General features: G+C 55.3%; 21 protein-coding genes and 2 tRNA genes. 5 read left to right on the top strand and 18 right to left on the bottom strand.

Features of this window, described 5'->3' with window-relative positions; all coding sequences use genetic code 11:
• Nucleotides 1-125: 125 nt before the first annotated feature.
• Nucleotides 126-3,494 (bottom strand): DNA polymerase III subunit alpha, encoded by a 3,369-nt coding sequence (locus GXX57_01270; protein ID HHV43284.1) that lies wholly within the window; start codon nt 3,492-3,494, stop codon nt 126-128.
• 112 nt (nt 3,495-3,606) lie between these two features.
• On the opposite strand from GXX57_01270, the gene GXX57_01265 reads away from it, so the two are divergent.
• The gene (locus GXX57_01265; GenBank protein ID HHV43283.1) at nt 3,607-3,966 is read left to right on the top strand and encodes a hypothetical protein; all 360 of its coding nucleotides are present in this window, start codon (nt 3,607-3,609) and stop codon (nt 3,964-3,966) included.
• Nucleotides 3,963-4,439: a hypothetical protein gene (locus GXX57_01260; GenBank protein ID HHV43282.1), complete on the top strand. Its 477-nt coding sequence runs from the start codon at nt 3,963-3,965 to the stop codon at nt 4,437-4,439. The genes GXX57_01265 and GXX57_01260 overlap by 4 nt, the downstream gene beginning before the upstream one ends.
• Here GXX57_01260 and GXX57_01255 read toward each other — a convergent pair.
• Nucleotides 4,436-4,846: a hypothetical protein gene (locus GXX57_01255; GenBank protein HHV43281.1), complete on the bottom strand. Its 411-nt coding sequence runs from the start codon at nt 4,844-4,846 to the stop codon at nt 4,436-4,438. The two genes, GXX57_01260 and GXX57_01255, sit on opposite strands and share 4 nt — an antisense overlap.
• 167 nt (nt 4,847-5,013) lie before the next feature.
• Here GXX57_01255 and GXX57_01250 point away from each other — a divergent pair.
• Nucleotides 5,014-5,089 (top strand) — tRNA-Glu (locus GXX57_01250).
• 211 nt (nt 5,090-5,300) lie between these two features.
• Nucleotides 5,301-5,792 carry a hypothetical protein gene (locus tag GXX57_01245; GenBank protein HHV43280.1) on the top strand — a complete coding sequence of 164 codons (492 nt, stop codon included), beginning with the start codon at nt 5,301-5,303 and terminating at the stop codon, nt 5,790-5,792.
• A 600-nt stretch (nt 5,793-6,392) separates the two neighbouring features.
• Here the strand turns inward: GXX57_01245 and GXX57_01240 are convergent.
• The 12 genes from GXX57_01240 to GXX57_01185 all read right to left on the bottom strand — a co-directional run bounded on the left by GXX57_01240 (nt 6,393) and on the right by GXX57_01185 (nt 18,392).
• Nucleotides 6,393-6,466 (bottom strand) — tRNA-Gln (locus GXX57_01240).
• A gap of 149 nt (nt 6,467-6,615) precedes the next feature.
• Entirely contained in the window at nt 6,616-7,482 is an 867-nt protein-coding gene (locus GXX57_01235; protein HHV43279.1) for a CehA/McbA family metallohydrolase, read from the bottom strand.
• Nucleotides 7,483-7,609: 127 nt separating this feature from the next.
• Nucleotides 7,610-9,091 (bottom strand): glutamate--tRNA ligase, encoded by a 1,482-nt coding sequence (locus GXX57_01230; GenBank protein ID HHV43278.1) that lies wholly within the window; start codon nt 9,089-9,091, stop codon nt 7,610-7,612.
• A gap of 13 nt (nt 9,092-9,104) precedes the next feature.
• Nucleotides 9,105-10,415, bottom strand: a complete 1,311-nt coding sequence (locus GXX57_01225; protein ID HHV43277.1) for an amidohydrolase — start codon at nt 10,413-10,415, stop codon at nt 9,105-9,107.
• 1 nt (nt 10,416) lies between these two features.
• The gene (gene mtnA / locus GXX57_01220) at nt 10,417-11,436 is read right to left on the bottom strand and encodes an S-methyl-5-thioribose-1-phosphate isomerase (protein HHV43276.1); all 1,020 of its coding nucleotides are present in this window, start codon (nt 11,434-11,436) and stop codon (nt 10,417-10,419) included.
• A 1-nt stretch (nt 11,437) separates the two neighbouring features.
• Nucleotides 11,438-12,196, bottom strand: coding sequence for an S-methyl-5'-thioadenosine phosphorylase (gene mtnP, locus GXX57_01215; protein HHV43275.1), 759 nt, complete (start codon nt 12,194-12,196; stop codon nt 11,438-11,440).
• The gene (locus tag GXX57_01210; GenBank protein ID HHV43274.1) at nt 12,193-12,600 is read right to left on the bottom strand and encodes a YjbQ family protein; all 408 of its coding nucleotides are present in this window, start codon (nt 12,598-12,600) and stop codon (nt 12,193-12,195) included. Before GXX57_01210 ends, mtnP begins: the two co-directional genes overlap by 4 nt.
• Complete coding sequence (locus GXX57_01205) at nt 12,593-13,297, bottom strand: endonuclease III (protein ID HHV43273.1); 705 nt, start codon at nt 13,295-13,297, stop codon at nt 12,593-12,595. Before GXX57_01205 ends, GXX57_01210 begins: the two co-directional genes overlap by 8 nt.
• Nucleotides 13,294-14,574, bottom strand: coding sequence for a hypothetical protein (locus tag GXX57_01200; protein HHV43272.1), 1,281 nt, complete (start codon nt 14,572-14,574; stop codon nt 13,294-13,296). The genes GXX57_01205 and GXX57_01200 overlap by 4 nt, the downstream gene beginning before the upstream one ends.
• Before the next feature lie 86 nt (nt 14,575-14,660).
• Nucleotides 14,661-15,677 carry a LacI family transcriptional regulator gene (locus GXX57_01195; GenBank protein ID HHV43271.1) on the bottom strand — a complete coding sequence of 339 codons (1,017 nt, stop codon included), beginning with the start codon at nt 15,675-15,677 and terminating at the stop codon, nt 14,661-14,663.
• A gap of 13 nt (nt 15,678-15,690) precedes the next feature.
• Nucleotides 15,691-16,731 (bottom strand): Gfo/Idh/MocA family oxidoreductase, encoded by a 1,041-nt coding sequence (locus GXX57_01190; protein ID HHV43270.1) that lies wholly within the window; start codon nt 16,729-16,731, stop codon nt 15,691-15,693.
• A gap of 320 nt (nt 16,732-17,051) precedes the next feature.
• Nucleotides 17,052-18,392, bottom strand: a complete 1,341-nt coding sequence (locus GXX57_01185) for an HlyC/CorC family transporter (protein ID HHV43269.1) — start codon at nt 18,390-18,392, stop codon at nt 17,052-17,054.
• A 763-nt stretch (nt 18,393-19,155) separates the two neighbouring features.
• Between GXX57_01185 and GXX57_01180 the strand changes: the two genes are divergently transcribed.
• A complete protein-coding gene (locus tag GXX57_01180; GenBank protein HHV43268.1) occupies nt 19,156-19,392 on the top strand; it encodes a zinc ribbon domain-containing protein in 237 nt (78 codons plus the stop codon).
• An 86-nt stretch (nt 19,393-19,478) separates the two neighbouring features.
• Here the strand turns inward: GXX57_01180 and GXX57_01175 are convergent, their stop codons facing one another.
• The 4 genes from GXX57_01175 to GXX57_01160 all read right to left on the bottom strand — a co-directional run bounded on the left by GXX57_01175 (nt 19,479) and on the right by GXX57_01160 (nt 22,646).
• The gene (locus GXX57_01175) at nt 19,479-20,819 is read right to left on the bottom strand and encodes a pyruvate carboxylase subunit B (protein ID HHV43267.1); all 1,341 of its coding nucleotides are present in this window, start codon (nt 20,817-20,819) and stop codon (nt 19,479-19,481) included.
• Nucleotides 20,820-20,860: 41 nt separating this feature from the next.
• Entirely contained in the window at nt 20,861-21,901 is a 1,041-nt protein-coding gene (locus GXX57_01170) for a sodium ion-translocating decarboxylase subunit beta (GenBank protein HHV43266.1), read from the bottom strand.
• Between the two features lie 84 nt (nt 21,902-21,985).
• On the bottom strand, nt 21,986-22,345 hold the full coding sequence (locus GXX57_01165; protein HHV43265.1) for a biotin/lipoyl-binding protein: 360 nt from the start codon (nt 22,343-22,345) through the stop codon (nt 21,986-21,988).
• Nucleotides 22,346-22,382: 37 nt separating this feature from the next.
• A complete protein-coding gene (locus GXX57_01160; GenBank protein ID HHV43264.1) occupies nt 22,383-22,646 on the bottom strand; it encodes a hypothetical protein in 264 nt (87 codons plus the stop codon).
• Nucleotides 22,647-22,650: the final 4 nt, after the last annotated feature.

Here is a 22,650-nt window from a genome sequence, read left to right as displayed (position 1 = left end):
TTGGCTATCTCCATATATTGGAGACGGAGTCTCTCGATTCCTTCTCTATGCCCTCATCTTTCAATGGACCCGCGGTCTTCTATTTTTTCCAGGCCTTGCCAATCCCCACAAACTTTTGACTCATACTAGGACGCGCCGTGGGTCATCACAACCTGGCAGCCAAGCCGCTTTAAAGCTTGTACCAACCGTTGGTCTGGCACAACCCACAGTTCCTCCGTAAGTAAGCTAACGGCCCTCTTGCCATCCTTGATCAATTTCAAGAATACTGGGATCTTACCCGGATACTGTCTCAACAACTCATAACAGCCAACCACCGCCCCATCGGGCAGCTTGCCCAGATTAAGCTCAACAAATAGCAGATGTTCTCCCAGGGGCGCCAGTTGTTTCACCAGGAGGGTCGGCGCCTGGTCTTCCCTGTGTTCTAAGGTACCGGTGAGGATCACCTGGGCATGTTCGGTGATCACCGGCGTGGCCTGGGGCATCAACTGGGGCAAAACCACCGCTTCCATCTGGCCGGAGCCATCCTCGACACTCACAAACATCATCGGCTGGTTGGTGCGGGTAGTGATCCGCTTGATGCCATTCACCAACCCTACGACAGTGATGGTGCTGCCATCGGGCATTTCTGCCAACCCGCTAATGGGAGGCAGATACTCCCGCAGCATCGGCAGATGGGGTCCCAAAGGGTGCCCACTGACATACAACCCCAAGACTTCCCTTTCCATGGCCAGCCTCTGCCGATAACTAAACTCTGCCACATCGGGAAAGGTGACCGTATCGATCTCCTCCATAGAAAACAGAGACATCTGCATGCTTGCCTCACGGCGTTTATCCTGTTCCGCCATGGCCAGCACGTCGGGCAACACCTGCAACATAGCGGCCCGGCTAGGCCCCAACCCATCAAAGGCCCCCGCCTTGATTAGGCTCTCCAAGGCACTGCGGTTACAAAGCTCACTGGGCACCCGCTTACAAAAGTCCAACAGGGACGTGAAGGGCTTATCCCGCCGTTGGACGATCCCCCAGGCGGCCTTGGTGCCCACATTCTTCACCGCCCCTAAACCGAACCGGATGGCCCCATCCACGGGGGTGAAATCCACATGGCTTTGATTGATATCCGGCGGTAGGACGGGGATCCCCATTCGCTCGCAGCTTTGGACGTAACTCACCACCCGGTCGGTGGAACCCATCACACTACTCAGACAGGCAGCCATAAACTCGATGGGGTAATGCTCCTTCAGGTAGGCCGTCTGATAAGAGATCAGGGCATAGGCTGCGGAATGGGACAGGTTGAACCCATAACCGGCAAACTTCTCCATATCTTGGAAGATGGCCTCCGCGATCTTTTCATCGATACCCTTGGCCACGGCGCCCTTGATGAACCGCTCCTTCTCCGCGGCGATTAGCTCGGGCATCTTCTTGCCCATCCCCCGGCGGAGTGAGTCCGCCTGTCCCGGGGTATAGCCTGCCAGATCCATGGCAATCCGCATCACTTGTTCCTGGTAAATCATGATCCCGTAGGTATCCCGCAGGATGGGTTCCAGGGCCGGGTGCAGATAAGTCACCTGTTGCTGCTGCTTTTTCCGCTGGGCGTAGTCTTTAATCCGGTCCATGGGTCCGGGACGTCCCAGGGCCAGAATGGCCACCAGGTCATGGATATTGGTGGGCTGGATTTGTCGCAGGAGATCCCTGTAGAGATTACTTTCCATCTGGAAGACTCCCGCAGTATCCCCTTGGCTCAACCGGGTATAGACTTCGGGACAGTCCAGAGGAATAGCATCAAGATCGATGTCCCGGTTGTGATGCTGTTTAACCAGCTTCACAGTGCGATCGATCACCGTCAGGTTCCGCAACCCCAGAAAATCCATCTTTAGAAGCCCCAGTCTTTCCAAGTCTTCCATGGGATACTGGGTGACCACCGAACCGTCTTGCATCCGCTGCAAGGGAACCACCCCGGTGAGGGGCACATCACTGATAATCACCCCTGCGGCGTGGGTGGAGGCATGGCGGGGCAGGCCTTCTAGTTTTTCCGCTACCTCCAGCACTTCCCGCACCGAGGTATCTTCGGCACACAGCTTGATCAAGTACTCTGAGGTCGTTTTCGCCTGAGCAATGGACAGACCAGGCTCAATGGCCTTGGCCACTCGGTCCACCTTACCGTAGGGCACTCCCATGGCCCGTCCCACATCCCTGACGGCGGCCCGGGCCGCCATGGTTCCAAAGGTAATGATCTGGGCCACCCGATCGGCGCCATATTTCCTCGTCACATAAGCGATCACTTCATCCCGCCGGTCATCGGCAAAGTCGATGTCAATATCGGGCATGGTGATCCGTTCCGGGTTGAGGAAGCGTTCAAAGACTAGGTTATAGGCCAAGGGATCTATATTGGTAATCCCCAGGCAGTAGGCCACAAGGCTACTGGCTGCGGAACCCCGGCCGGGACCCACCAGGATCCCCTGGGATTTAGCAAAGTTCACAAAGTCCGCAACAATGAGGAAATAAGCCGCATATCCCATCCTCTCAATAATCTCTAGCTCATGCACCAGCCGTTCCTTCACCTTGCCATCGACCACGGGGTAACGCTGTGCGGCACCGGACCAGGCCAATTTCCGCAGATACTCCTCAGAGCTTTGTCCTTCGGGAGGCTCAAAGTGGGGCAAACGGATCTTCCCCAATTCTAAGGTAACGTTACACCGGTCTGCAATTCTCTGAGTGTTTTCCAAAGCCTCAGGACACCAATGAAAAAGTTCATGCATCTCCGCGGGGGAGCGCAAATAGAATCGGTCGTTGGGGAAGATCATCCGATCGGGATCATCCACAGTCCGGTTGGTTTGCACACAAAGGAGAATATCGTGGGTGCGGGCATCGGCCCGGTTCAGATAGTGGACATCATTGGTGGCCACCAAGCCCACTCCCATCCTTTGGGCAAGGCCCAGTAGCTCCCGATTCACCGCCTGCTGCTCCGGCAGGCCATGATCCTGCAATTCAAGGAAGAAGTTCTCCCTACCGAAAATATCCAGGTATTCCTTCAGGCTAGTGGCAGCCTGGGATAGGTTGCCTCCCAGGATCAGGCTTGGTAGTTCGCCGCCCAGACAGGCACTGAGTGCGATAAGCCCCTCCCCGTGTTGGGCCAGGGTTTTCTTATCCACCCGGGGCTTGTAGTAAAAACCATCGAGATGGGCGATGGAGACCAAACGGATCAGATTCCGGTACCCGATGTCATTCTCCGCCAGCAATACCAAGTGATACAGTTCCTCTTCCTTCAGCCGGTCCTCCAGAGCACCTGGGGTTACGTACAACTCCACCCCCAAAAGGGGCTTAATCCCGGCGGCCTGGGCCGCTTCATAAAACTTCACGGTTCCATACATGACCCCATGATCGGTGATGGCCACCGCGGACATCCCCAGTTCCTTGGTGGCCCGGACCAGCTCTTCGATCCGGCAACATCCGTCCAGCAAACTATACTCCGTATGGTTATGTAGATGTACGAAGGGAATAGACATGGGATTGGCCTCCCGTAAAGACTTTCGCCTCTACTTTCGACATCGATCCCGATTTCCCTTTGCATATTCCCCCATCCTTCCTCATAGGCTGTAGCAAACACCGCCCATGCCATCAGGAGGGAAGGCTGTGTCAGATCTCGTGCTCAAGATCCTCAGAGAGCTGCTCCTAGCCTATTTCACCGCGTTGGGGGTACTGCTGGGTGGGGCCTTGGTAGGTTCTTTGGCCACGGTCTTCACCTTCGGATCCCCGCTGGCCACCATGCACCAGATCGCCAAGGCCTGTAAGATCTGGGCGGTGGTCGTGGCCATCGGCGGCACCTTCCAAACCATCCGGGCCATTGAAGTGGGCCTTTTCGACGGGCAAGTCTTTGCCCTGCTCCGGCAGCTGTGTCTTTTGATCAGTGCCTTTCTCGGTGCTTCCACCGCTTATTGGATCATCATTACCCTCACCGGAGGCGAAGGATGAGGATCCGGGTCTACACCAGGGAACATATCAAGCAAATGATAGCCGCCTGCCTACTGGGGCTGGTGCTGGGACTGCTGGTGGGCACCTTCATCCTGGCCCGGGAGGTAAATGATCTGACTTTGGAAAATAGTGACCTGGCGATGAAATATGAAGGGGCCCTGCAGCAGTTGGCCCGGTTGGAGGAGCAGTCCAAACACCAAGCCGAGGTGATTAAGTCCCTGGAGGTGGAGGTGCTCCTGAAGGATCAATACGCAAAGCTGCAGCTAGAAGCACAGATCCGGGAACTACTCCAGGACCTAGTGGGACAGGAGCTACAGCTGGTGGATCCCCATCTGGTCAGCAAGATTATTGACGGTCGTATCCTTAATGTCTCTGAGCAGACCTTTGAACTGGAGTGCAAACTGGTCTGGATCGCCCCCCACAGTTTCCTACAAATCCGGGTGGTAAAACAGGATGGCAGGCCCCTGCCCTAATGCACTTGAAAGGTCCAGTTCCGTCCGTGATTGTTATCCCAGTTACCGGCTCCGTCCTTAAAGCAGAAACTGATAGCCTGGCCCCGGTTCACGTAGACGTTAGTCATCCACTGATTGTCCCCGTCCTTATACATCTCCACCTCACCGATATCTTCCCATTCGTCGGTACCGAAACCATAGTGCATGTACAGGGCCTCGGGATCCCTTTGGGCCAGGTCGCCACTGTACCAGACCGTAAGACTGGTACCCTCGGTGATCTCCGCCGGTCGGATCTTCACCCCGCCCTTGGCCTCCAGGATATCGTACTGTTTCGTTGGTTGCAGTTCCTCCGCGATCTCTTCATCGGGAAGGCCATCGGGCCACCGGGCCTCGTCTAGAAACAACCAGGATCGTAAGCGCTTTAGCATGGTATCAACCTCCCTTCTGTCTTCTAGTGTGATCTGCCCTGCGGAATTTATGCAAAGGCACGATTTTACGTGCATTGGCGAACTTCTGGTCCTTTAGGGAAGAAATGATCTTCACTTTGCCCCTTTACAGGTTAGAACCGGCGTGTTATAATGACACTCGAAAGTGGGCCCCCATCGTCTAGCGGCCTAGGACATTGCCCTCTCACGGCAAAGACAGGGGTTCAAATCCCCTTGGGGGTACCATTTCTTTCTTATCGTTCATTGCTTGATGAACGATATTTTTTTGTGTTTGTGGACAGAAACGGAGCGATTCTTGGTATTGGATACCAAATCCTCCGATAATCTTGCCTCAATACCAATCCTAGTGTATACTAGAACTGATATCTTCGTTTTTCCGCGTCTTAAACAAGGCCAACATCGGCGCACACTGGGTAAGAAAGGGGATTTTAGTCAAATGAAAACTAGGGCCTTATTGCTCGTATCATTGTTAGTATTTTCACTGTTCGCACTCGCCGGTTGTGGCGACGAGGAAGCCCATCCGGTTCTAGCCCTTGAACAGAAGGGGAAGGATTTCCTTAGCAATTGGAACGATGCGGTCCGGCGGGGGAACATAGACAAGCTAGCCAACATGATCACAGAGCCCTTTGTGGTCATTGACGAAGACGGTAACGAGACAGTGTACGCAAAGGCCGATTCCTTTGTGGAAGACTTCAAGAAAGAAGTTGAAATCTGGGTTTATGAGAACTACAACATTCGACCCGTCGAAACCATTGTGGCCGATGGAAACCTGAACATTACCGGAACTATTTATTATGTCCGGCATGATCCAGAAGAAATAGCTCCCACTGGTCTGCCCGTGACTTATCGTACAAACACCCGAGTCGAATTGAGCTTTGTCGAGGACGGTGGGAATCTCAAGCTCACCAAGATGAAGATCGGTGAATAAAACAGAATACGCTGTAAAGCCTCGTCGCAAGACGAGGCTTTTTTAGTGCGCCCGGCACGAGTACTGTAAGGTAGCAGTAGACATAGCTTAACACAAGGGTGTCCACCGTGAGGTGGAATCCGAAGGAAGTGGGAGGCAAACTAGCGGCAGTTGGATGAACTTGCCGAGCAAAGCGAAGTCCTTGGCTACCAAAGGCTGCTGAGAGTATCTGTAGCGGGTGGATGGAAGGAAAGACCGTATTCTTACCCGGGAAGGTCTGCCGGGAACATCGGCCGATGTCGGCAACCCAGGTCGGAAGGCCTGGCTGAACCGGCAGAAGTCAGCAGAAAACCCCATATGGGGCCTACCTCAGGGAGGAAGTGGTGGGACCTGTGGAGGGCCAAACATATCTTTGGCACAACACGGAAAAACATCCCGTGAAGAAGATGGCGACGTTCCTAAGCGAGGGTTACCATCAAATTCATCAAGCTTGGTGAACCGCCGTCTTACGTGCGGTGGTGTGAACGGACGGGGGCTAGCTGCCCCTTCCTACTCGGTTGCGCCGTTTTTGGGTACAAAAAAAGCCTATGCATCTTGCATAGGCGATAAACTTCGTGTAAATGGCTGGGAGGGAAGGATTCGAACCTTCATAACGGAATCCAGAGTCCCGCGTGTTGCCATTACACCACCTCCCAACGACAACACTGATACTATACCAAAAAACCTGGCGGCTGTCAACGGTTCCCGTCGAAATGTTCTCACCACTGTTCCGGATAGAAAGCAGCGATAGTCAAGGCGGAATCAGTTGTTCTTCCTCCGCCGGGTTAAGATGTGCACCGGTAGATTACCCCTGCTCGCCAAAGGGGATCAGCGGATTGCTCCAGGCCATCTTCCCCGCCTGGTCAGTAATCTGGATCCGTACGTACCGCTGATTCGGCGGGATCTGATACCTCACCTCTTCAATACCCTTCTCGCTCAGGAGGACCTTCCCCCGTTGGTGACTGCCCACAACATCCACCCGGGTGGCCCGGGAAAACCGGGCATAGACCTCATTGTCCCCAGTGATCTCTAACGCCTTGAACAAAGGCCCTTGGGTGGAAAAGTAGTTCCCCGCCAAGAGAGCAGAGAGAATATGCTCGGTGGTCAGTTCCGTGGTATTAACCATCACATAGCCCTTACCCTCCCCGGCTTCGGTCTCGTGCCAGTGGGCATCGTCCACCGCAAGACCCAGGAGGAAGTTGCCGGCGGAAAGCTGGTTATCCCAATGGACGTGGGAATAACCCCGGGCAATGGTGTAGTCACAGACGGAGTTGTACACCTCCACGCCAAAAATGCCGCGACAGGCGGCCAATTCCGGATCTGTCATGCCCAACCAATAGGGGTGGGCCTGGAAGGCAATGCCTCCATGGGCCAGGATAGCATCGATCACCTTTTGCCGTTCACTGCGATCTACTTCCTCATCGGGGTATTCCTTCATGCCCAAACCAACCACGTGAAAACGTTCTTCGATGCCCGGGATCACCAGGAGATTCCCATACTGTCCCCCCGGAAAGAATTTCTGATGATCTGTCAAGGCGATAAAATCAAAGCCCTGTTCTTCATACCAGGCAAAGACTTCCTCCGGTGGTTTTCCACCGTCGGACCGGTTGGAATGGCAATGGAGATTACCCCGGTACCAATTCGGTTCGGTAAAAAACTTTTTGATCTGCATCGTCGTCCTCCGGGCGGTAATCCGCAGGGAACCTGGGGCAGGCCGGGCATGTCGGCACCACCCAGGAACACATCCTGCGGAGAAGATAAAGACACCTGAATCAGCTATTCAACCCAATCACGTAGACCTAAGAACTTTGGCCCAGCAGTTCCTTGCTCATCTGATAAGCGTGCCGAATCCGTTCGCAGGTCTTAGCCTTACCTAGGAGGGCCAAAACCTCGTACATCCCCGGACTCACATTGGTACCGGTCACCGCCACCCGCACCGGCTGGATCAGTTTACCCAAACCAATATCCAGCTCCTGCTGCAGGCTTACGAATACTTTCTCAATAGTTTCCTCGGTAAAGGGCTCAAGGGGCAACAGCCGTTCCAGCAATTGCTTGAGCATATCCGGGACGTACTCCTTCACCAGGAACTTCTGCACCATCGACTGGTCATATTGCGGGGCGTCGGTGAAGAAGTAGTAGCTGGCGTTCACCAGTTCCTCCAAGGTGCGCACCCGGGTCTGCACCGCGGCGAAAACCTTGGAAACCTTGTCCCGTAGTTTGTCGTCCAGCTCTTCCGGCAGATAACCCGCCCTTTGCATCCAGGGTACTCCCCGCTTTACCAAATCCTCCAGGGGCAGATCCCGCAGATAAACACCGTTCATCCACAAAAGCTTTTTGTTGTCGAAAACGGCTGGGTTCTTAGACACCTTGTCCAGGGTGAACTTCGCAATGAGCTCCTCCCGGGTGAAAAGCTCCGTATGGTCATCGTACGCCCAACCCAACAGGGCCAGATAGTTCACAAAGGCCTCGGGTAAGTAGCCTGCCCCTTCGTATTCCATGACGGAAGTGGCACCGTGCCGCTTGCTCAGCCGTTTCCGATCGGGCCCCAGGATCATAGGGATGTGGGCAAACTGGGGTAGAGCATAGCCCAGGGCTTCATAGAGCTGTATCTGCCTGGGGGTGTTAGACAGATGGTCCTCCCCGCGGATCACATGGGTGATCCCCATGGCCACATCGTCCACCACTACGGCAAAGTTGTAGGTGGGACCGCCATCGGATTTCACCAGGACGAAGTCATCCAGGACTTCATTGGCAAAGGTAACCGGGCCCCGGATCAGGTCGTTGATCACCGTCTCTCCGTCCATATTGGTCTTGAATCGGATGACCGGTTTGCGCCCCATGGCCTCCAGCTTTGCACACTCCTCCGGCGTCAAGTCCCGACACCGCCCGTCATACTTGGGAGCCCGTCCTTCGGCCAGGGCCTTCTCGCGCATCTCATCGAGCTCCTCTGGGGTGCAGTAGCACTTGTAGGCCCGCCCCATGCGCAGAAGCTTCTCCACCGCCTCCTGATAGTACTCCCCACGCTCACTTTGCAGATAGGGACCATAATCCCCGCCTACCTCGGGGCCTTCGTCCCAATCCAGGCCCAACCAGCGCATACTCTCCAGAATGCATTCCATGGATTCCTTTGTGGATCGTTCGGTATCCGTATCTTCTATCCTTAACACAAAGACACCACCGTGATGGCGGGCGAACAACCAGTTAAACAGTGCCGTCCGGGCACCGCCCACATGCAAATAGCCCGTCGGGCTAGGTGCAAATCTGACTCTTACCTGTTCCATCCTTCGCACTCCTTCAATCCTTGGTCTTGGCACGCAATCGCCAAGCGCGCTTTTCGACTTCCTGTTTCACTTCTTCTTCGTCTATGGTCAACACTTTTCCTTTGGACACCACAAACCTACCATCGATAATCACTGTATCCACATCCGCGGAGTTGCCGCTGTAGATGAGGGCGGAAACCAGATCTCCCTTAGGATACCAATGGGCACCGGTGTTATTCAAGAGGACAATGTCCGCCCGGGCTCCCACCTTCAGGCGCCCCAAGTCAGGCCGGCCTAAGACCAAAGCGCCCATCCCCGTAGCCATGGCCAGTACCTTAGATGCAGGCACCAGGCCCGGTTTTCCCTGGATCCCGTCATGAACTAAGGCCACCAGACGCATTTCTCTAAGCACATCAAGATTATTGTTACTGGCCGCCCCATCGGTCCCCAGGGAGACCTTCACTCCGGCCTCAAGAAGCTCCGGCACGGGGGCCACTCCCGAGGCCAGTTTTAGGTTGCTACCCAAGCAGTGAACCACGCCCACGGCATGCTCCTTGCAGAGCTGAATGTCCTCGGGGGTCAGGTGCACACAATGGGCGGCAATGAGCTGGATCTCAGGATGCAGCAATCCCACTTCCCTCAGCCACTGCACCGGGGTAACCCCCCGCTCCCGTTGACTGTCCAGCACTTCCTGCCGGGTTTCCGAAAGATGAATATGCACCGGCACCCCCTGGGCCAGGGCAAAGTCCCGCACCCGTTCGAGCAACTTTCGGGAGCAGGTATAGGGCGCATGGGGACCCAAAAGGATCTTGATCCGGCCCTCGGCCCCATCCTCCCAGCGGGCCAAAAGCTCTTCCGTTTCCGCTAGCCCCTTGGCTCCACCATCGGTGCCATCGGTGATCCCCCAGGCCAGGTAAGCCCGCATCCCCGCCTCCGCCACCGCTTCCGCCACCTGCTCCATAAAAAAGTACATGTCTACAAAGGTGGTGACCCCGGCCTTCAGCATCTCGATACAGGCGAGCAAAGTGCCCCAGTATACGTCTTCCGCCTCCAGCTTTGCCTCCGCAGGCCAAATATGCTCCTGCAACCACTCCCAAAGATCCACATCGTCCTTAAACCCCCGAAACAGGGTCATGGCCGCATGGGTATGGGCGTTGATAAGACCCGGGATGGCGAGGTATCCTGTGGCATCGAAGATCTTCGCCCCCGGTGGCACAGGAAGCTGGGGACCTACTCCCACGATCTTCCCGTCTTTGACGTGGATGTCTCCCTGGGAAAAGACCCGCTCCTCTTCGTCGCAAGTGATAATCTGGGCATTGGTGATCACAAACTCCCCTTGGGGCATGTTAAGCGCGGTCATGGGCAAACAACTCCTTTATACTCTTGTGATAAGGCTCCCTTAACACCCCAACTTCGGTAATAATGCCAGTAATTAGGTGATGGGGGGTAACATCGAACGCGGGATTCCACACCGCCACACCCCGGGGGGCCACTTTCTGACCGAGGAAGTGGGTTACCTCCTCGGCCGGACGCTCTTCGATGGGGATCTCCTCCCCCCCGGCCAAGGTGAGATCGATGGTGGATGTCGGCGCTGCCACGTAGAAGGGGATCCCATGGGCCTGGGCCAGGACCGCCAGTCCATAGGTACCAATTTTGTTGGCCACATCCCCGTTAGCGGCAATGCGGTCCGCCCCCACGATCACCAAAGAGACCTGCCCCTTTTGCATCAGGTAGCCCGCCATGTTGTCAGTGATGAGGGTGACCGGTATTCCGTCCTCCACAAGCTCCCAGGTGGTCAGACGGGCCCCCTGCAAGAAGGGCCGGGTCTCACACGCATAAACGGTAATGTCCTTGCCCGCACTGTGGGCCGCCCGGACCACCCCCAGGGCTGTACCGTAATCCACAGTAGCCAAAGCCCCCGCATTACAATGGGTTAAAATCCCCGCACCCTTGGGCACCAGGGTTGCACCGTGGGCCCCAATCCGCTGATTGGTCTGGATATCCGCCTGGGCAAGCCCGTGGGCCTCAGCTAACAGATGCTGGTACAGATCCTCCCCTTGGCACCCTGCGGTGGCGGCCAGCATCCGATCGATGGCCCAAAAGAGATTCACCGCGGTGGGACGGGTCTGTCGCAAGAGCAAAGCCGCGTCCTTCACCCGTTGGACCCCTTCCCGGGCCGCCAGGACCAGTCCGTAGGCGGCGGCGATCCCGATGGCCGGAGCCCCCCGCACCACCATCTCCTTGATGCAGCGGGCCACATCCTCCGGCGTGGTGCACCGTACCTGCACCACCTCCCCGGGAAGTTTTCGCTGGTCCAACAGCAACAGGCTCTGGTCCTCCCAGACTACCGCCTTTTTCCGCCCCATCTCACTCACATCCTTTACCACAGGTACAGGTCCACGGCTGCGGCAGATGGGCAATCAAATCTTCAATGACACCGAAAAAGGTCTTTTCCTGCTCCGCCATCATCTCCGCCACCTCTTGGTGGGTCAGGGGAGTCTTGGAAAGCCCCGCGCCTAGGTTAGTCACCAAGGCCAACACCCCATAGCACAAGCCGATTTCCCGGGCCAACACTGCCTCCGGAGCGTTGGTCATGCCCACCACATCGCCCCCTAGCTGGGCGAACATCCGCACCTCGGCTGCGGTCTCAAACCGGGGCCCTTCGGTACAGACATAACAGCCTGTACTGCGATACCCCATCTGGGCCCGCTTAGCCGCGGCCACAGCTTCCCTACGAATGAGGGAGCAGTAAGGTTCGGTCATGTCCGTGTGGACCACTTCGTCGTCGAAAAAGGTGGTGGGACGGGTCTTGCTAAAATCAATGAATTGATCCACAATCACCAAAGTTCCGGGGGTGAGGTCCACACGGAGGGAACCCACCGCGGCAATCCCGATCACCGCCTGCGCCCCTAAGTCCTTCAGGGCCCAGATGTTTGCCCGGTAGTTCACGCGGTGGGGCGGTACGCCATGGGCAGCCCCGTGCCTTGGAATGAAAGCCACCGGCCGTTCCCCCGCCTGTCCCAACACCGCCGTAGCCTCACCATAGGGTGTTTCCACCACCTTAGACTGGGCCTTGTCAAAAAAGGGTAACCGATAAACCCCCGTACCACCGATAATCCCAATCATTGTGCCCCCTCCTCCTTTAGAATCTGCGCCCAAACCCGGCGTCTCCTGGGCCCGTCAAACTCACAGAAGAATATCCCCTGCCAGGTCCCCAACCGCAACTGGCCCTGGGAGATGATGATGGTTGCCGACGCTCCCACTAGACTCGCCTTGATATGGGCGTCGGAATTGCCTTCACTGTGGCGGAACTCGGGACTTTGGGGGACCAGTTCATTTAACCTTTCAACCATGTCCTCAACCACATCGGGATCACAGCGCTCATTGATGGTCACTCCTGCGGTGGTGTGCGGAACGAACACACAGCACAGACCCGTGGAGACCCCCTGTTTTGTGACGATGTTCTGGATCTCCCGGGTGATATCAATGAACTGTGTACGTTGGGTAGTCTGAAGGGTCAGCTCATGCATGGTGATGCTCCTTCCTCGGGTACTTACACAAATCCCCCAGTATGCACGCGGGGCAGCGGGGCCTTTGGGCCTTACAGACTTCCCGGCCATGGCGAATGAGATTCAGATGGAAGGGAAAATAATCCTCCGGCGATACCAGTTCCTCAAAGACCCGTTGGGTGCTGGGGGCGTCGGTCCCCTCGTCCACAAGCCCCAACCGCTTGGCCAACCGCCAGATGTGGGTATCCACCGGAAAGACCGGCCGCCTGAAGGCGAAAAGCAAAACACAAGCAGCAGTTTTGGGTCCCACCCCTTCCAGGCTGGTGAGAAACGCGGCCGCCTCTTCGGTGGTGGTCTGGGCCAACCAGTCCAGGGAGATCTCGCCCCGTTCCCGCTCAATGGCAGCCAGGGCCTTCTTGATCCTGGGGGCCTTGGTCCGGGCCAGTCCCCCAGGCCGAATCGCCTCTTCGATCTCCTCCACCGGTGCCTCCTTCACCGCCTCCCAGCTGGGGAAACGCTCCCGGAGGCGGGCAAAGGCCCGATCCCGGTTGAGATCGTTGGTATTTTGCGACAGGATGGTTAAAACCAGTTCATCGACCCCGTCCCTGTCCTTAGTTAAGGTCGGTCGACCGTAAGCCGCCTCAAGCCTTTGGACGATCTTTTGGACCCTACTTTGCTCCCGGACCAATTCCTGCCTTACCTGCCCATTCACGGTCATTTTACCCCTTCAATCCGCCAAGTATCCTCGGAGAGGGGCTGCCACACCGCAACCTCCACCCCCAGCTCCCGATACTCCGACAAAACCGCCAAGGCTCCGTATCGCCCCAGCACCTCCAGATACTCTGCAAAACCCTGCTGTTCCGGTTCCATGGGCGGCACCACCAGGGCCCGTCCATGATACTCCCGCAAGAGCTTTTCCAAATCCTCCATAGGCACGTCGGTAAAGATCATGGGCAGAGGACACATCATCTGGGCCATGGTCACATCCCCAGGATGGGTAAGGACCAAAAGGGAAAACCCTGCCCCCTCCGCCTCCATCCAGTCGTCGACAGTACCGGCCTTAGCCAAGACTCCACCGGAAAGATCCACTAGTTTTCTGCTACTGGCCCCATAGATACCGCGGGGTGTAGGTGGTGTATAGGAAGCTGCATCCAAGGCCTGGCGCATCGCCTGGATGTGGTCTGGTGTAGTACCACAACACCCACCGACGATTCCAGCCCCTTGGGCCAAAAGCTGGGGTACGAATTCCGCCATGGTCTTGGGGTCCAGGTCATAGACATCCTTCCCCTCCACCAGCTTAGGCAAACCAGCGTTGGGAATGGCCGAAATGCGGGGGGCCACCTCCGCCATGGACCGGACAATGTCCAACATCTGCCGGGGACCAAGACCACAGTTGGTCCCCACCACCGTAGCCCCCAAGCTCGAAAGGACACAGGCCGCCACCGCGGCGGGGGTGCCCATCATCGTCATGCCCGACTGTTCGAAGGTCATCTGGGCGATCACCGGCAAACCGGTGGTTAGGGCTCCCAAAAGGGCAGCCCGGGCCTCACCCAGATCCAGCATCGTCTCCACAATTAACAAATCCACGCCTCCAGCGGCCAAAGCCTGGGCCTGCTCCCGATAGACCCCGTAGATATCTTCGAAACTGGCGGTCCCCAAAGGAGCCATCAACTGTCCTGTGGGACCAAGGGAGCCAGCCACCAGCTGCTTACCACCGGCTTTGCGCACCGCCTCTTTGGCCAGTTCTGCGGCCCGTTCGTTGATCTCCACCGTCCGCTCCGCCAGCCCATGCTGGGCCAACTTGTAGCGATTGGCCCCAAAGGTGTTGGTCTCCACAACATCGGCACCCGCCGCCAGGTAAGCGCGGTGAACCTCCTCCACTATCTCCGGCGCCTCCAGGTTGAACAACTCCGGAAAAGCCAAGTCGCTTCGCTTTTGCTGGAGCATGGTCCCCATCGCCCCATCGAAGAGCAGGGGCCCTTGTAACAGTGCCATCGGTGCCACTTCCTTTCTTAGTCCATCTATTGCTTATTAGCGACAAAGCAAAAAAATCCTGCCCCCGTGCAGGGAGCAGGATTACTTTACGGTGTTCTCGGTGCAGCCCGGCTACCACAGGAGGTACGGACCACCAGCCGGGGACAAAACACGATCCTTTCCGGCGGCTTCTTTTCCCTTTCGTGGGAATCGGCTAGCATCTCTAAAAGCTTCTGAGCGGCCACGGCCCCCATCTCCGTCATGGACTGGCGCATGGTGCTAAGTCCGATAAAATCGACGAGATCGATGTCATCGAAACCCACCAGGGCCACATCCTCCGGAATACGGATACCCTTTTCCCGGGCATAGTCCATGATGCCAATGGCTTGCTCGTCACTGGCCGCAAAGATCGCGGTGGGCTTGGCGCGGGCAAACAGGGCTTTGACCGACTCATATCCCCCCTCCCGGGAAAACTCCGAAGTGACCACCAGATTGGCGTCATAGGGAATGCCATGTTGGGCTAGGGCTTGCTTGTACCCCTGAAAACGTTGCCGGCTGGCATGGTAGCGCACCAGACCGTTCACCAAGCCAATCTGGCGATGTCCCAGGTTGATGAGGTGGGTCACCGCGATCTGTGCCCCCCGGACATTGTCGGAGACGATGGAGGTAAACTCCCGGCGTTCACTGTCCACCAGGACCACAGGTAGCCCTGCCTCCTGCAACAGCTCACAGTGTTTGTCCGTCAGGCGCAGGTTGATGATAATCACACCATCTACCGGCTTCTCGTAGGTGAGGCGCTGAAAGATGTCTTCCTTCTGCACACGGTTTTGGACGTTATACAGGATGAGATCCCGACCGGCCTGTTCCAAGGGTTCTTGGATCCCCCGGAGTACTTCGATGAAGAAGCGTTTGGTAAAGTGGGGGACGACGACACCCACGGTGTTAGTACGTCTTCTAGCCAGGCTCCTGGCCACCGCGTGGGGCCGGTAATTGTATTTCTCAATCACCGCCAAGACCTTGGCCCGGGTGGCGGGGCTCACATGGGGACTGTTATTGAGCACCCGGGAAACAGTCCCCAGCCCTACTCCTGCCTCCTTGGCAATATCCCGAATCGTCAGTCGCACATTGGCCTCCCTATTACTTGTTACCTATGAAGCTTTGGAAGTCAATGGGTTTGCCCTGGCGGTGGGACTCGTACATGGCCAGCACCATGGCGTTGGCCACCTTTCCGACCCGTCCGTCAATGGCTGGCTTGCGCCCGGCCAACAAGTCGGTGTAGAACTCTTCGATCTGACGGATATGGGACGGACCCCAATAGCTCTTACCTAAGACCTTGCCTTCCCGCTGGGTCACGATCCGCTCTTCGTTACCGATGGTGATAATGGCTTTACCCCGGAAACCGCCCAGAATCTCGGCACGGCCGTTTTCGCCCACGATCTCCAGATAGACCGGGGCATCATAGGCGTAGAAGCAGTTACCGTAGACACAGCCTTCGGCACCGTTGGTGAAGCGGATATAGGCTTCGGCCACATCATCCACGTCGATATAGGTGTGGGCGTGGGTACCGTAGGTAGCCCGGATGGTCTCCACCTCTCCCACCATCCACTGCATCAAGTCGATGGTGTGAATGGCTTGATCGATCAGAAAACCGCCGCCTTCCTTGTCCCAGGTTCCCTTCCAGTCGCTGCCCTTGTAGTATTCGTCGGTCCGCCGCCAGGTGATAAAGGCCCGGGCCCCTAGAATCTTGCCCAACTTCCCACTATCAATGACCTCTTTGACCGCGAGGGAGCTGTCGTTATACCGGTTCTGAAAAATGACCCCGAGGGTGACCCCATTACGATCCGCCGCCCCAATCATGGCGTCGATGTCTTCAATGGACAGGGCCATAGGCTTTTCCGTCAATACGTGCTTTCCGGCATTGGCCGCATTAACCGTCATTTCTTTATGCAAATGGTGAGGGGTGCAAATCTGTACTGCATCAATATCATCCCTCGCCAACATTTCCTTGTAATCTAAGTAATAGTCGACGTTGAACTTCTCCCCATACTCCTTGGCCCGATCTTCCTTGATGTCGCAAACCGCCACCAATTGCGTCTGGTCCAATTCTGTCAGTGCCTGTGCGTGCACACGGGCTACTCTACCACAACCAATGAGTCCTACCCTAACTTTCTTACTCACAATCATTCCTCCATCTCGAATTTTGGAACCGTTTCCGTAAGTCCACTGTACCCCTTTCAACTGGACTTGTCAAGGGGATAAGCCCTTATTCGTCTGGGAAGAAAAAAGACAGTCAAACCCCAAGGAAATGCCCCTCCTCACCGGTTGCGGTCTCTACCGGAAAGACAAATACGTTGATTGTCAATGGCTGGTCTTGAAATCTTCGCGGGACAGCGCCCGCGTGAGAACGCTGGCGCTGTCTTATACGAAACAGAGGTCTGATCTGGAGGACACCTAAACCGGGCTTGGTTCCTCAAGAGAAAAATTTGTGCCAAGAAGACTCACTTTTCAATTCCCGTCTCCACTTCCTGCTCCGCGAGGCATACCACGGCACTTTCCAACCGGCGTTTCCGGATCTTGGTGACCTTGATCTTCAGACCGTATTCCTCCAGTTCCGGGGTACTTCCGTCACAGGGGACACTGCCCAAAAGTCCAAAGACGAACCCGCCGAAGGTGTCGTACTCCTCATAGGGTAAAGGCACCCCCAGTTCCTTGGACACCTCCGCCAAGGACGCGGTGCCCTGGATCCGCCAAGTGTCGGAGTCAACCCGCTCAATGGGCGGTGCTTCCTCGGGCAGGGACTGATCATCACCCAGATCCCCCACCAACTGCTCTAACAGATCGTTCATGGTGATGATCCCGCTCATCCCGCCGTAATCGTCCACCACCACCGCAAAATGGTTCCTCGACTGCTGCATCTTTTGGAACAAGACATCGGCCCGCACCGATTCATGGACAAAGAAGGCCGGCCGCACCGCGTGCTTCATCACGTTTTCCCGGCTTTTGTCCTTGAGACGGAAGTAATCCTTCGCCCTCAGAACGCCTACAATCTGGTCAGGACTTTCGGCACAGATGGGATAATAAGAGTAGCGGCTCTCGGCGATGGTCTGAGCCCATTGTTCATCGGACTCCTCCATCCAGAGCATGGTCACTTCCACCCGATGGGTCATGATCTCTTCTGCGTCGATGTCGTCGAACTCGAAGATGTTGGTGATCATATTATGTTCGTCGGGTTCGATGGTCCCCTTCTCGCTGGCCGCATCCAGGATCAGCCGGATCTCCTCTTCCGTATCCTCATTTTCCTCTTGGTCGGGGTCAATGCCGAAAATACGTAACAGCCCATTGGTAGAGACGGTGAAAAACCATACCACCGGGGTAAAGATGCGGGCCACCCAGTAAATCAGCCGGGACATGATCAGGGCAATCTGCTCCGTCTTCACCATCGCCAGTCGTTTGGGGATCAGTTCACCCAACAGGACGGTAAAGTAGGTCAAGATCAGAGTAATCAACGTTACCGCTAGGATATTGACCACCAGGGTCGGGGCTTTGATCCCTAAACCCACAAGGAAATCCACCAGGCGATCCGAGAAGTTTTCTGTGGCCACCGCACTGCTCAGCAAGTTGATCAGGGTAATGCCCACCTGGATGGTGGCTAAAAAGGTGGCCGGTTGTTCTGTCAACTTAGTCAACAGTAAAGCCCGTTTATCGCCGGAAGTGGAAAGCTGGAACAACCGGTTTTTGTTCATGGTCAACACTGCGATCTCTGCGCTAGCGAAAACAGCATTCAGAAAGATGAAGCCGAACTGAAGCAAGAACAACAACAACAGGGGAGCGTCAGTCAAACCAACAACCTCCATGGAATAGTAATCGAGTTAGAATTTGACTTCTCGCAAGCTGCCGCAGTTGCTCCATGATCACAACAAAAAAACACACAGCAAGGAGGAAAGCACACTACTATCCCCTTCTGTGTGTCGATAGAGCCTCATCAATCGATTCGGTTGTATAAGGAAAGTTACTCTATCATTCCGCCACTTCGATGGCTCAGGATCAGAATTATCGTCCACGTTCCTCCCAACCTTTCATCAATAATTCTATACTAAACGTCACATCATTGTCAAATTGGCCCACAATGACCCCCTGGTCGAGAAAAGATGGCTTCACAACTAGTCCTTTGCCCATTACCACATCTCAAACCCCACAGAACAACCTGGTAATACACCTAGGAACCATAGCTCAAACGAAATAATCCCTTTTGCCAGTGCCTCTTTGTCAGACCCAACAACGAACACTAATTCAGAACAAGACCAACATAGCCCTGGGAACCCAGGGACTCCTCCTTTTCCCGGATCTCTTGCCGGCCTACACCACCCGATCTATTGAGTCTCTCTCATCCCGCCCCCAGTGTCCACATGACCGATAAGCAACCGAGACGGACTGCTCCACAGGTCTGACGCTCTACCGGTATTGCCTCGTTTCGCTTTTTGGGGTATTATTGATGCTTAGAGGATCAAGAGAGGGAAAAGCCCCATCTTGTCCTCCCTTTTTTTGGGTTCACGCTGATATTGGCTAGAATACATCACAGACAGCTAAGTAGGAGGGGATTGCATGCCGACGTACGAGTATAAGTGCGCAAAATGCGGACGTTTCGAGTACGAACAACGGATTACCGAACCAGCGTTGGAAACCTGCCCAACCTGTGGTGGAAAGGTAAGCAGGCTGATCAGCCGCAATGTGAACATCGTCTTCAAAGGGCCTGGTTTCTACGTAACCGATAACCGCAAGGGTTCTTCATCCGACTCTACTTCCAGTTCCTCTTCCAGTACGGAGGAGAAAGTCTCCTAGGTGAGCTTTCCCAGGAGCCGAAGAGGAATGTATAGACATGAAAAAACGATGACTCTTTGGTAGAGTCATCGTTTTTTCATTTATTCCTACCTGCTTCCCAGGTAGGCCTTGGTCTGTTCGGGGAACATAATGTAAGCCAAGGCTTCTTCTTCGGAAACGTTGCTGAAACCTGCTTCTTTCAACTCATCAAAGGCTTTAGGCAAGCCTGGCTCCAATAGGTCCGCAGGACGGCAAGTCACCGGCTCATCGTCGCCGAGAATGCGTTTCTTGATCTCCTCATCAATGGGTCCTGGGGGTTGTCCATACAGACCCTTGACGTAGTCCTTCACTTCCTTGGACAGGATGGCATACCGTTGACCGGTGACTATGTTAAACACCGACTGTGTACCCACGATTTGACTCATCGGCGTCACCAGTGGCGGATAACCCAATTCCGCCCTCACCCGGGGAACCTCTTGGAAAACCGCTTCGATCTTGTCCACCATGCCCTGTTCCATCAGTTGCGACCGCAGGTTGGACAACATCCCACCGGGGATCTGGTAGCTGAGCACTTCCGGATCCATCCGGATCGGGGCCACCACGTCACCATACTCTTTGATGATTCCCTTGAAGTACTGGTTAATGTCCTTCAGAAGCTCAAGGTCAAGGCCGGTATCCCTGTCAGTCTCCGCCAAAGCCGAGACCATGGTCTCGGTGGCCGGTTGGGAAGACCCAAAGGCCAAGGCAGACAGGGCCGTATCGATCACATCCACTCCGGCTTCAGCGGCTTTGAAGTAGGCCATTCCCGCCATACCACTGGTGTAGTGGGAATGCAGCTGAACCGGCAGACCCACTTCCTTCTTCAACCGCTTCGTAAGGTTATAAGCCGTCACAGGGGAGATGAGACCAGCCATATCCTTGATACAGATGGAATCGGCCCCCATTTCCTTCAGCTTCTTCGCTACCTGCACATAATAGTCCTCGTTGTGTACGGGACTGATGGTGTACACGATGGTGCCTTGGGCATGGGCCCCGGCATCCTTGGTGACCTCGATGGACAGTTCCATGTTCCGCACGTCATTCAGGGCATCAAAGATCCGGACGATCCGAATCCCGTTTTTCACCGCATGGCGCACGAAGGCCTCCACCACATCATCGGGATAGTTCCGGTAGGCCAAAAGGTTCTGTCCCCGCAGCAGCATCTGCAGTGGGGTCTTGGTAATGCGCTCCCGCAACTGACGCAGGGTTTCCCAAGGATTCTCCTTCAGGTAACGTAAAGAAGCATCAAAGGTCGCTCCACCCCAGGCTTCCAGGGAGTGGTAACCTACTTTATCCAGCTTTTCAGCGATAGTTAACATGTGATCCCGACGCATCCGGGTAGCCATCAAGGACTGATGGGCGTCCCGCAGGATCGTTTCTGTAATCTTGACTCTTGATTTCCCGCTCAATCGATGCAGCTCCTTTCAGGTAAGATATAAACTCTCCTTACCTATCCCAAGATGGACAAGAACACCCCGGCGGCAATCGCCGAACCGATCACACCCGCCACATTTGGACCCATGGCATGCATTAACAGGAAGTTCTCCGGGTCCTCCTCCTGACCCAGTTTCTGGGCTACCCGGGCAGCCATCGGTACCGCCGAAACTCCGGCAACACCAATGAGAGGGTTAATCTTGTCCTTGGTAAACAGATTCATCAGTTTTGCAAAAAGCACTCCCCCGGCCGTTGCCACCATAAAGGCCACAACCCCGAGGACCAAGATCCCTATGGTCTGCCAGGTCAGGAAGTTCTCCGCCTTCGCACTAGCACCCACAGAAAGCCCAAGGAATATAGTTACAATATTTGTCAGCTCATTCTCTGCCGTTTTGGACAACCGATCCACTACACCGGATTCCCTCAACAGGTTGCCGAACATAAGGGCACCCAACAGCGGCGCCGCTGATGGTACTACGAAAGTACCCACCACGGCAATCATGATGGGGAAGATGATACGTTCCAGTTTGCTCACTTCCCGCAGCTGCTCCATCCGGATGCGGCGTTCTTCCTTGGTGGTAAGCAGTTTCGCCACAGGCGGCTGGATAATCGGCACCAAAGCCATGTAGGAGTAGGCGGCAATCGCAATGGGAGCAAGCAACTCCGGTGCCAACTTCTGGGCCAGGTAAATGGCCGTAGGACCGTCAGCACCGCCGATGATCCCAATAGCCCCCGATTGAGGCAAAGTGAACACAAAGGATGCCCCAAGGAAGGTAATAAAGATCCCCAGCTGGGCAGCGCCTCCCAATAGCAGAGTGCGGGGACTGGCAATGAGCGGCCCAAAGTCCGTCATCGCGCCGATACCAAGGAAGATCAAGGGGGGAAACAATCCCACCTTAACTCCTGTACTGATCACAGTCAAAAGACCACCGGGATCTAAAAGATCGGTGGCAGGTAAATTGGCCAGCAAGACACCAAACCCGATGGGTACAAGCAATAGGGGTTCATACTTTTTCTTAATGGCCAAATAGAACAGCACAAAAGATACCAGGATCATTACCAGTTGTTGCCAAGTCACATTGGCAAAACCTGTGCTCTTCAAAAAATCAACGAACTGTGTCACTCTGATTCACTCCCTAATCTACTCCTGCAGGCCAACCAGTTCTTGACCGGTCTCCACGGTGTCCCCCACATTTACAAGGATCTGGGCCACGGTGCCTGCTACCGGTGCCACCAGTTCGTTGTCCAGTTTCATGGCTTCCAAAGTAAGGACAACCTGTCCCTTCTCCACCTTGTCCCCGACCTTTACCCGCACCGAGGTAATGGTCCCCCGTAACGGCGCCTTTACAAAACGCAAACTACTATCTGGGGCCGGTGCCGGTTTGGCAGCCGCGGGTGCCGGAGCAGTGTCCTGTTTTTTTGCGGTTTCTCCACCGGTCAACTCCTCGACCTCTACTGTATACATTTGTCCATCAACATTGACTTTGAACTTGCGTACCATAGTACCTTCCCCTTTCCCAATCTAACCCGGTCCGGGTCTACTTATCTTTGGTGATTCTCATGCTTTTGATTTTTTCTGGATCTACGACTGTACTTAGAACCGCAACAATTGCGGCTACTTCTGGTTGGTTCGTTACCTTTTCTGTTGGAGCAGTGGTCATCACTGCGGGCTCCCTTTGACGCACACTTCTGCCTAAGAGGTAACCCGTAAGGTTCAGTAAACATACAAATATGGCCATGCAGGCCATGACAACCCCGATTCCAACAGCAGTGAGGAGTAGTGCTTCGGCAAACTGGCTCATAATC

The organism is Bacillota bacterium, assembly GCA_012839765.1.
Taxonomy (GTDB): domain Bacteria; phylum Bacillota; class Limnochordia; order DUMW01; family DUMW01; genus DUMW01.
This window is presented reverse-complemented; position numbering and strand designations above follow the sequence as displayed.

What these genes read in the sequence shown, in the direction of transcription:
- GXX57_01265 (HHV43283.1), top strand. Translation starts at nt 3,607, where the DNA reads ATGCCATCAGGAGGGAAGGCTGTGTCAGATCTCGTGCTCAAGATCCTC.
- GXX57_01260 (HHV43282.1), top strand. Translation starts at nt 3,963, where the DNA reads ATGAGGATCCGGGTCTACACCAGGGAACATATCAAGCAAATGATAGCC.
- GXX57_01255 (HHV43281.1), bottom strand. Translation starts at nt 4,846, where the DNA reads ATGCTAAAGCGCTTACGATCCTGGTTGTTTCTAGACGAGGCCCGGTGG.
- GXX57_01245 (HHV43280.1), top strand. Translation starts at nt 5,301, where the DNA reads ATGAAAACTAGGGCCTTATTGCTCGTATCATTGTTAGTATTTTCACTG.
- GXX57_01235 (HHV43279.1), bottom strand. Translation starts at nt 7,482, where the DNA reads ATGCAGATCAAAAAGTTTTTTACCGAACCGAATTGGTACCGGGGTAAT.
- GXX57_01230 (HHV43278.1), bottom strand. Translation starts at nt 9,091, where the DNA reads ATGGAACAGGTAAGAGTCAGATTTGCACCTAGCCCGACGGGCTATTTG.
- GXX57_01225 (HHV43277.1), bottom strand. Translation starts at nt 10,415, where the DNA reads ATGCCCCAAGGGGAGTTTGTGATCACCAATGCCCAGATTATCACTTGC.
- mtnA (HHV43276.1), bottom strand. Translation starts at nt 11,436, where the DNA reads ATGGGGCGGAAAAAGGCGGTAGTCTGGGAGGACCAGAGCCTGTTGCTG.
- mtnP (HHV43275.1), bottom strand. Translation starts at nt 12,196, where the DNA reads ATGATTGGGATTATCGGTGGTACGGGGGTTTATCGGTTACCCTTTTTT.
- GXX57_01210 (HHV43274.1), bottom strand. Translation starts at nt 12,600, where the DNA reads ATGCATGAGCTGACCCTTCAGACTACCCAACGTACACAGTTCATTGAT.
- GXX57_01205 (HHV43273.1), bottom strand. Translation starts at nt 13,297, where the DNA reads ATGACCGTGAATGGGCAGGTAAGGCAGGAATTGGTCCGGGAGCAAAGT.
- GXX57_01200 (HHV43272.1), bottom strand. Translation starts at nt 14,574, where the DNA reads ATGGCACTGTTACAAGGGCCCCTGCTCTTCGATGGGGCGATGGGGACC.
- GXX57_01180 (HHV43268.1), top strand. Translation starts at nt 19,156, where the DNA reads ATGCCGACGTACGAGTATAAGTGCGCAAAATGCGGACGTTTCGAGTAC.
- GXX57_01170 (HHV43266.1), bottom strand. Translation starts at nt 21,901, where the DNA reads ATGATCCTGGTATCTTTTGTGCTGTTCTATTTGGCCATTAAGAAAAAG.
- GXX57_01165 (HHV43265.1), bottom strand. Translation starts at nt 22,345, where the DNA reads ATGGTACGCAAGTTCAAAGTCAATGTTGATGGACAAATGTATACAGTA.
- GXX57_01160 (HHV43264.1), bottom strand. Translation starts at nt 22,646, where the DNA reads ATGAGCCAGTTTGCCGAAGCACTACTCCTCACTGCTGTTGGAATCGGG.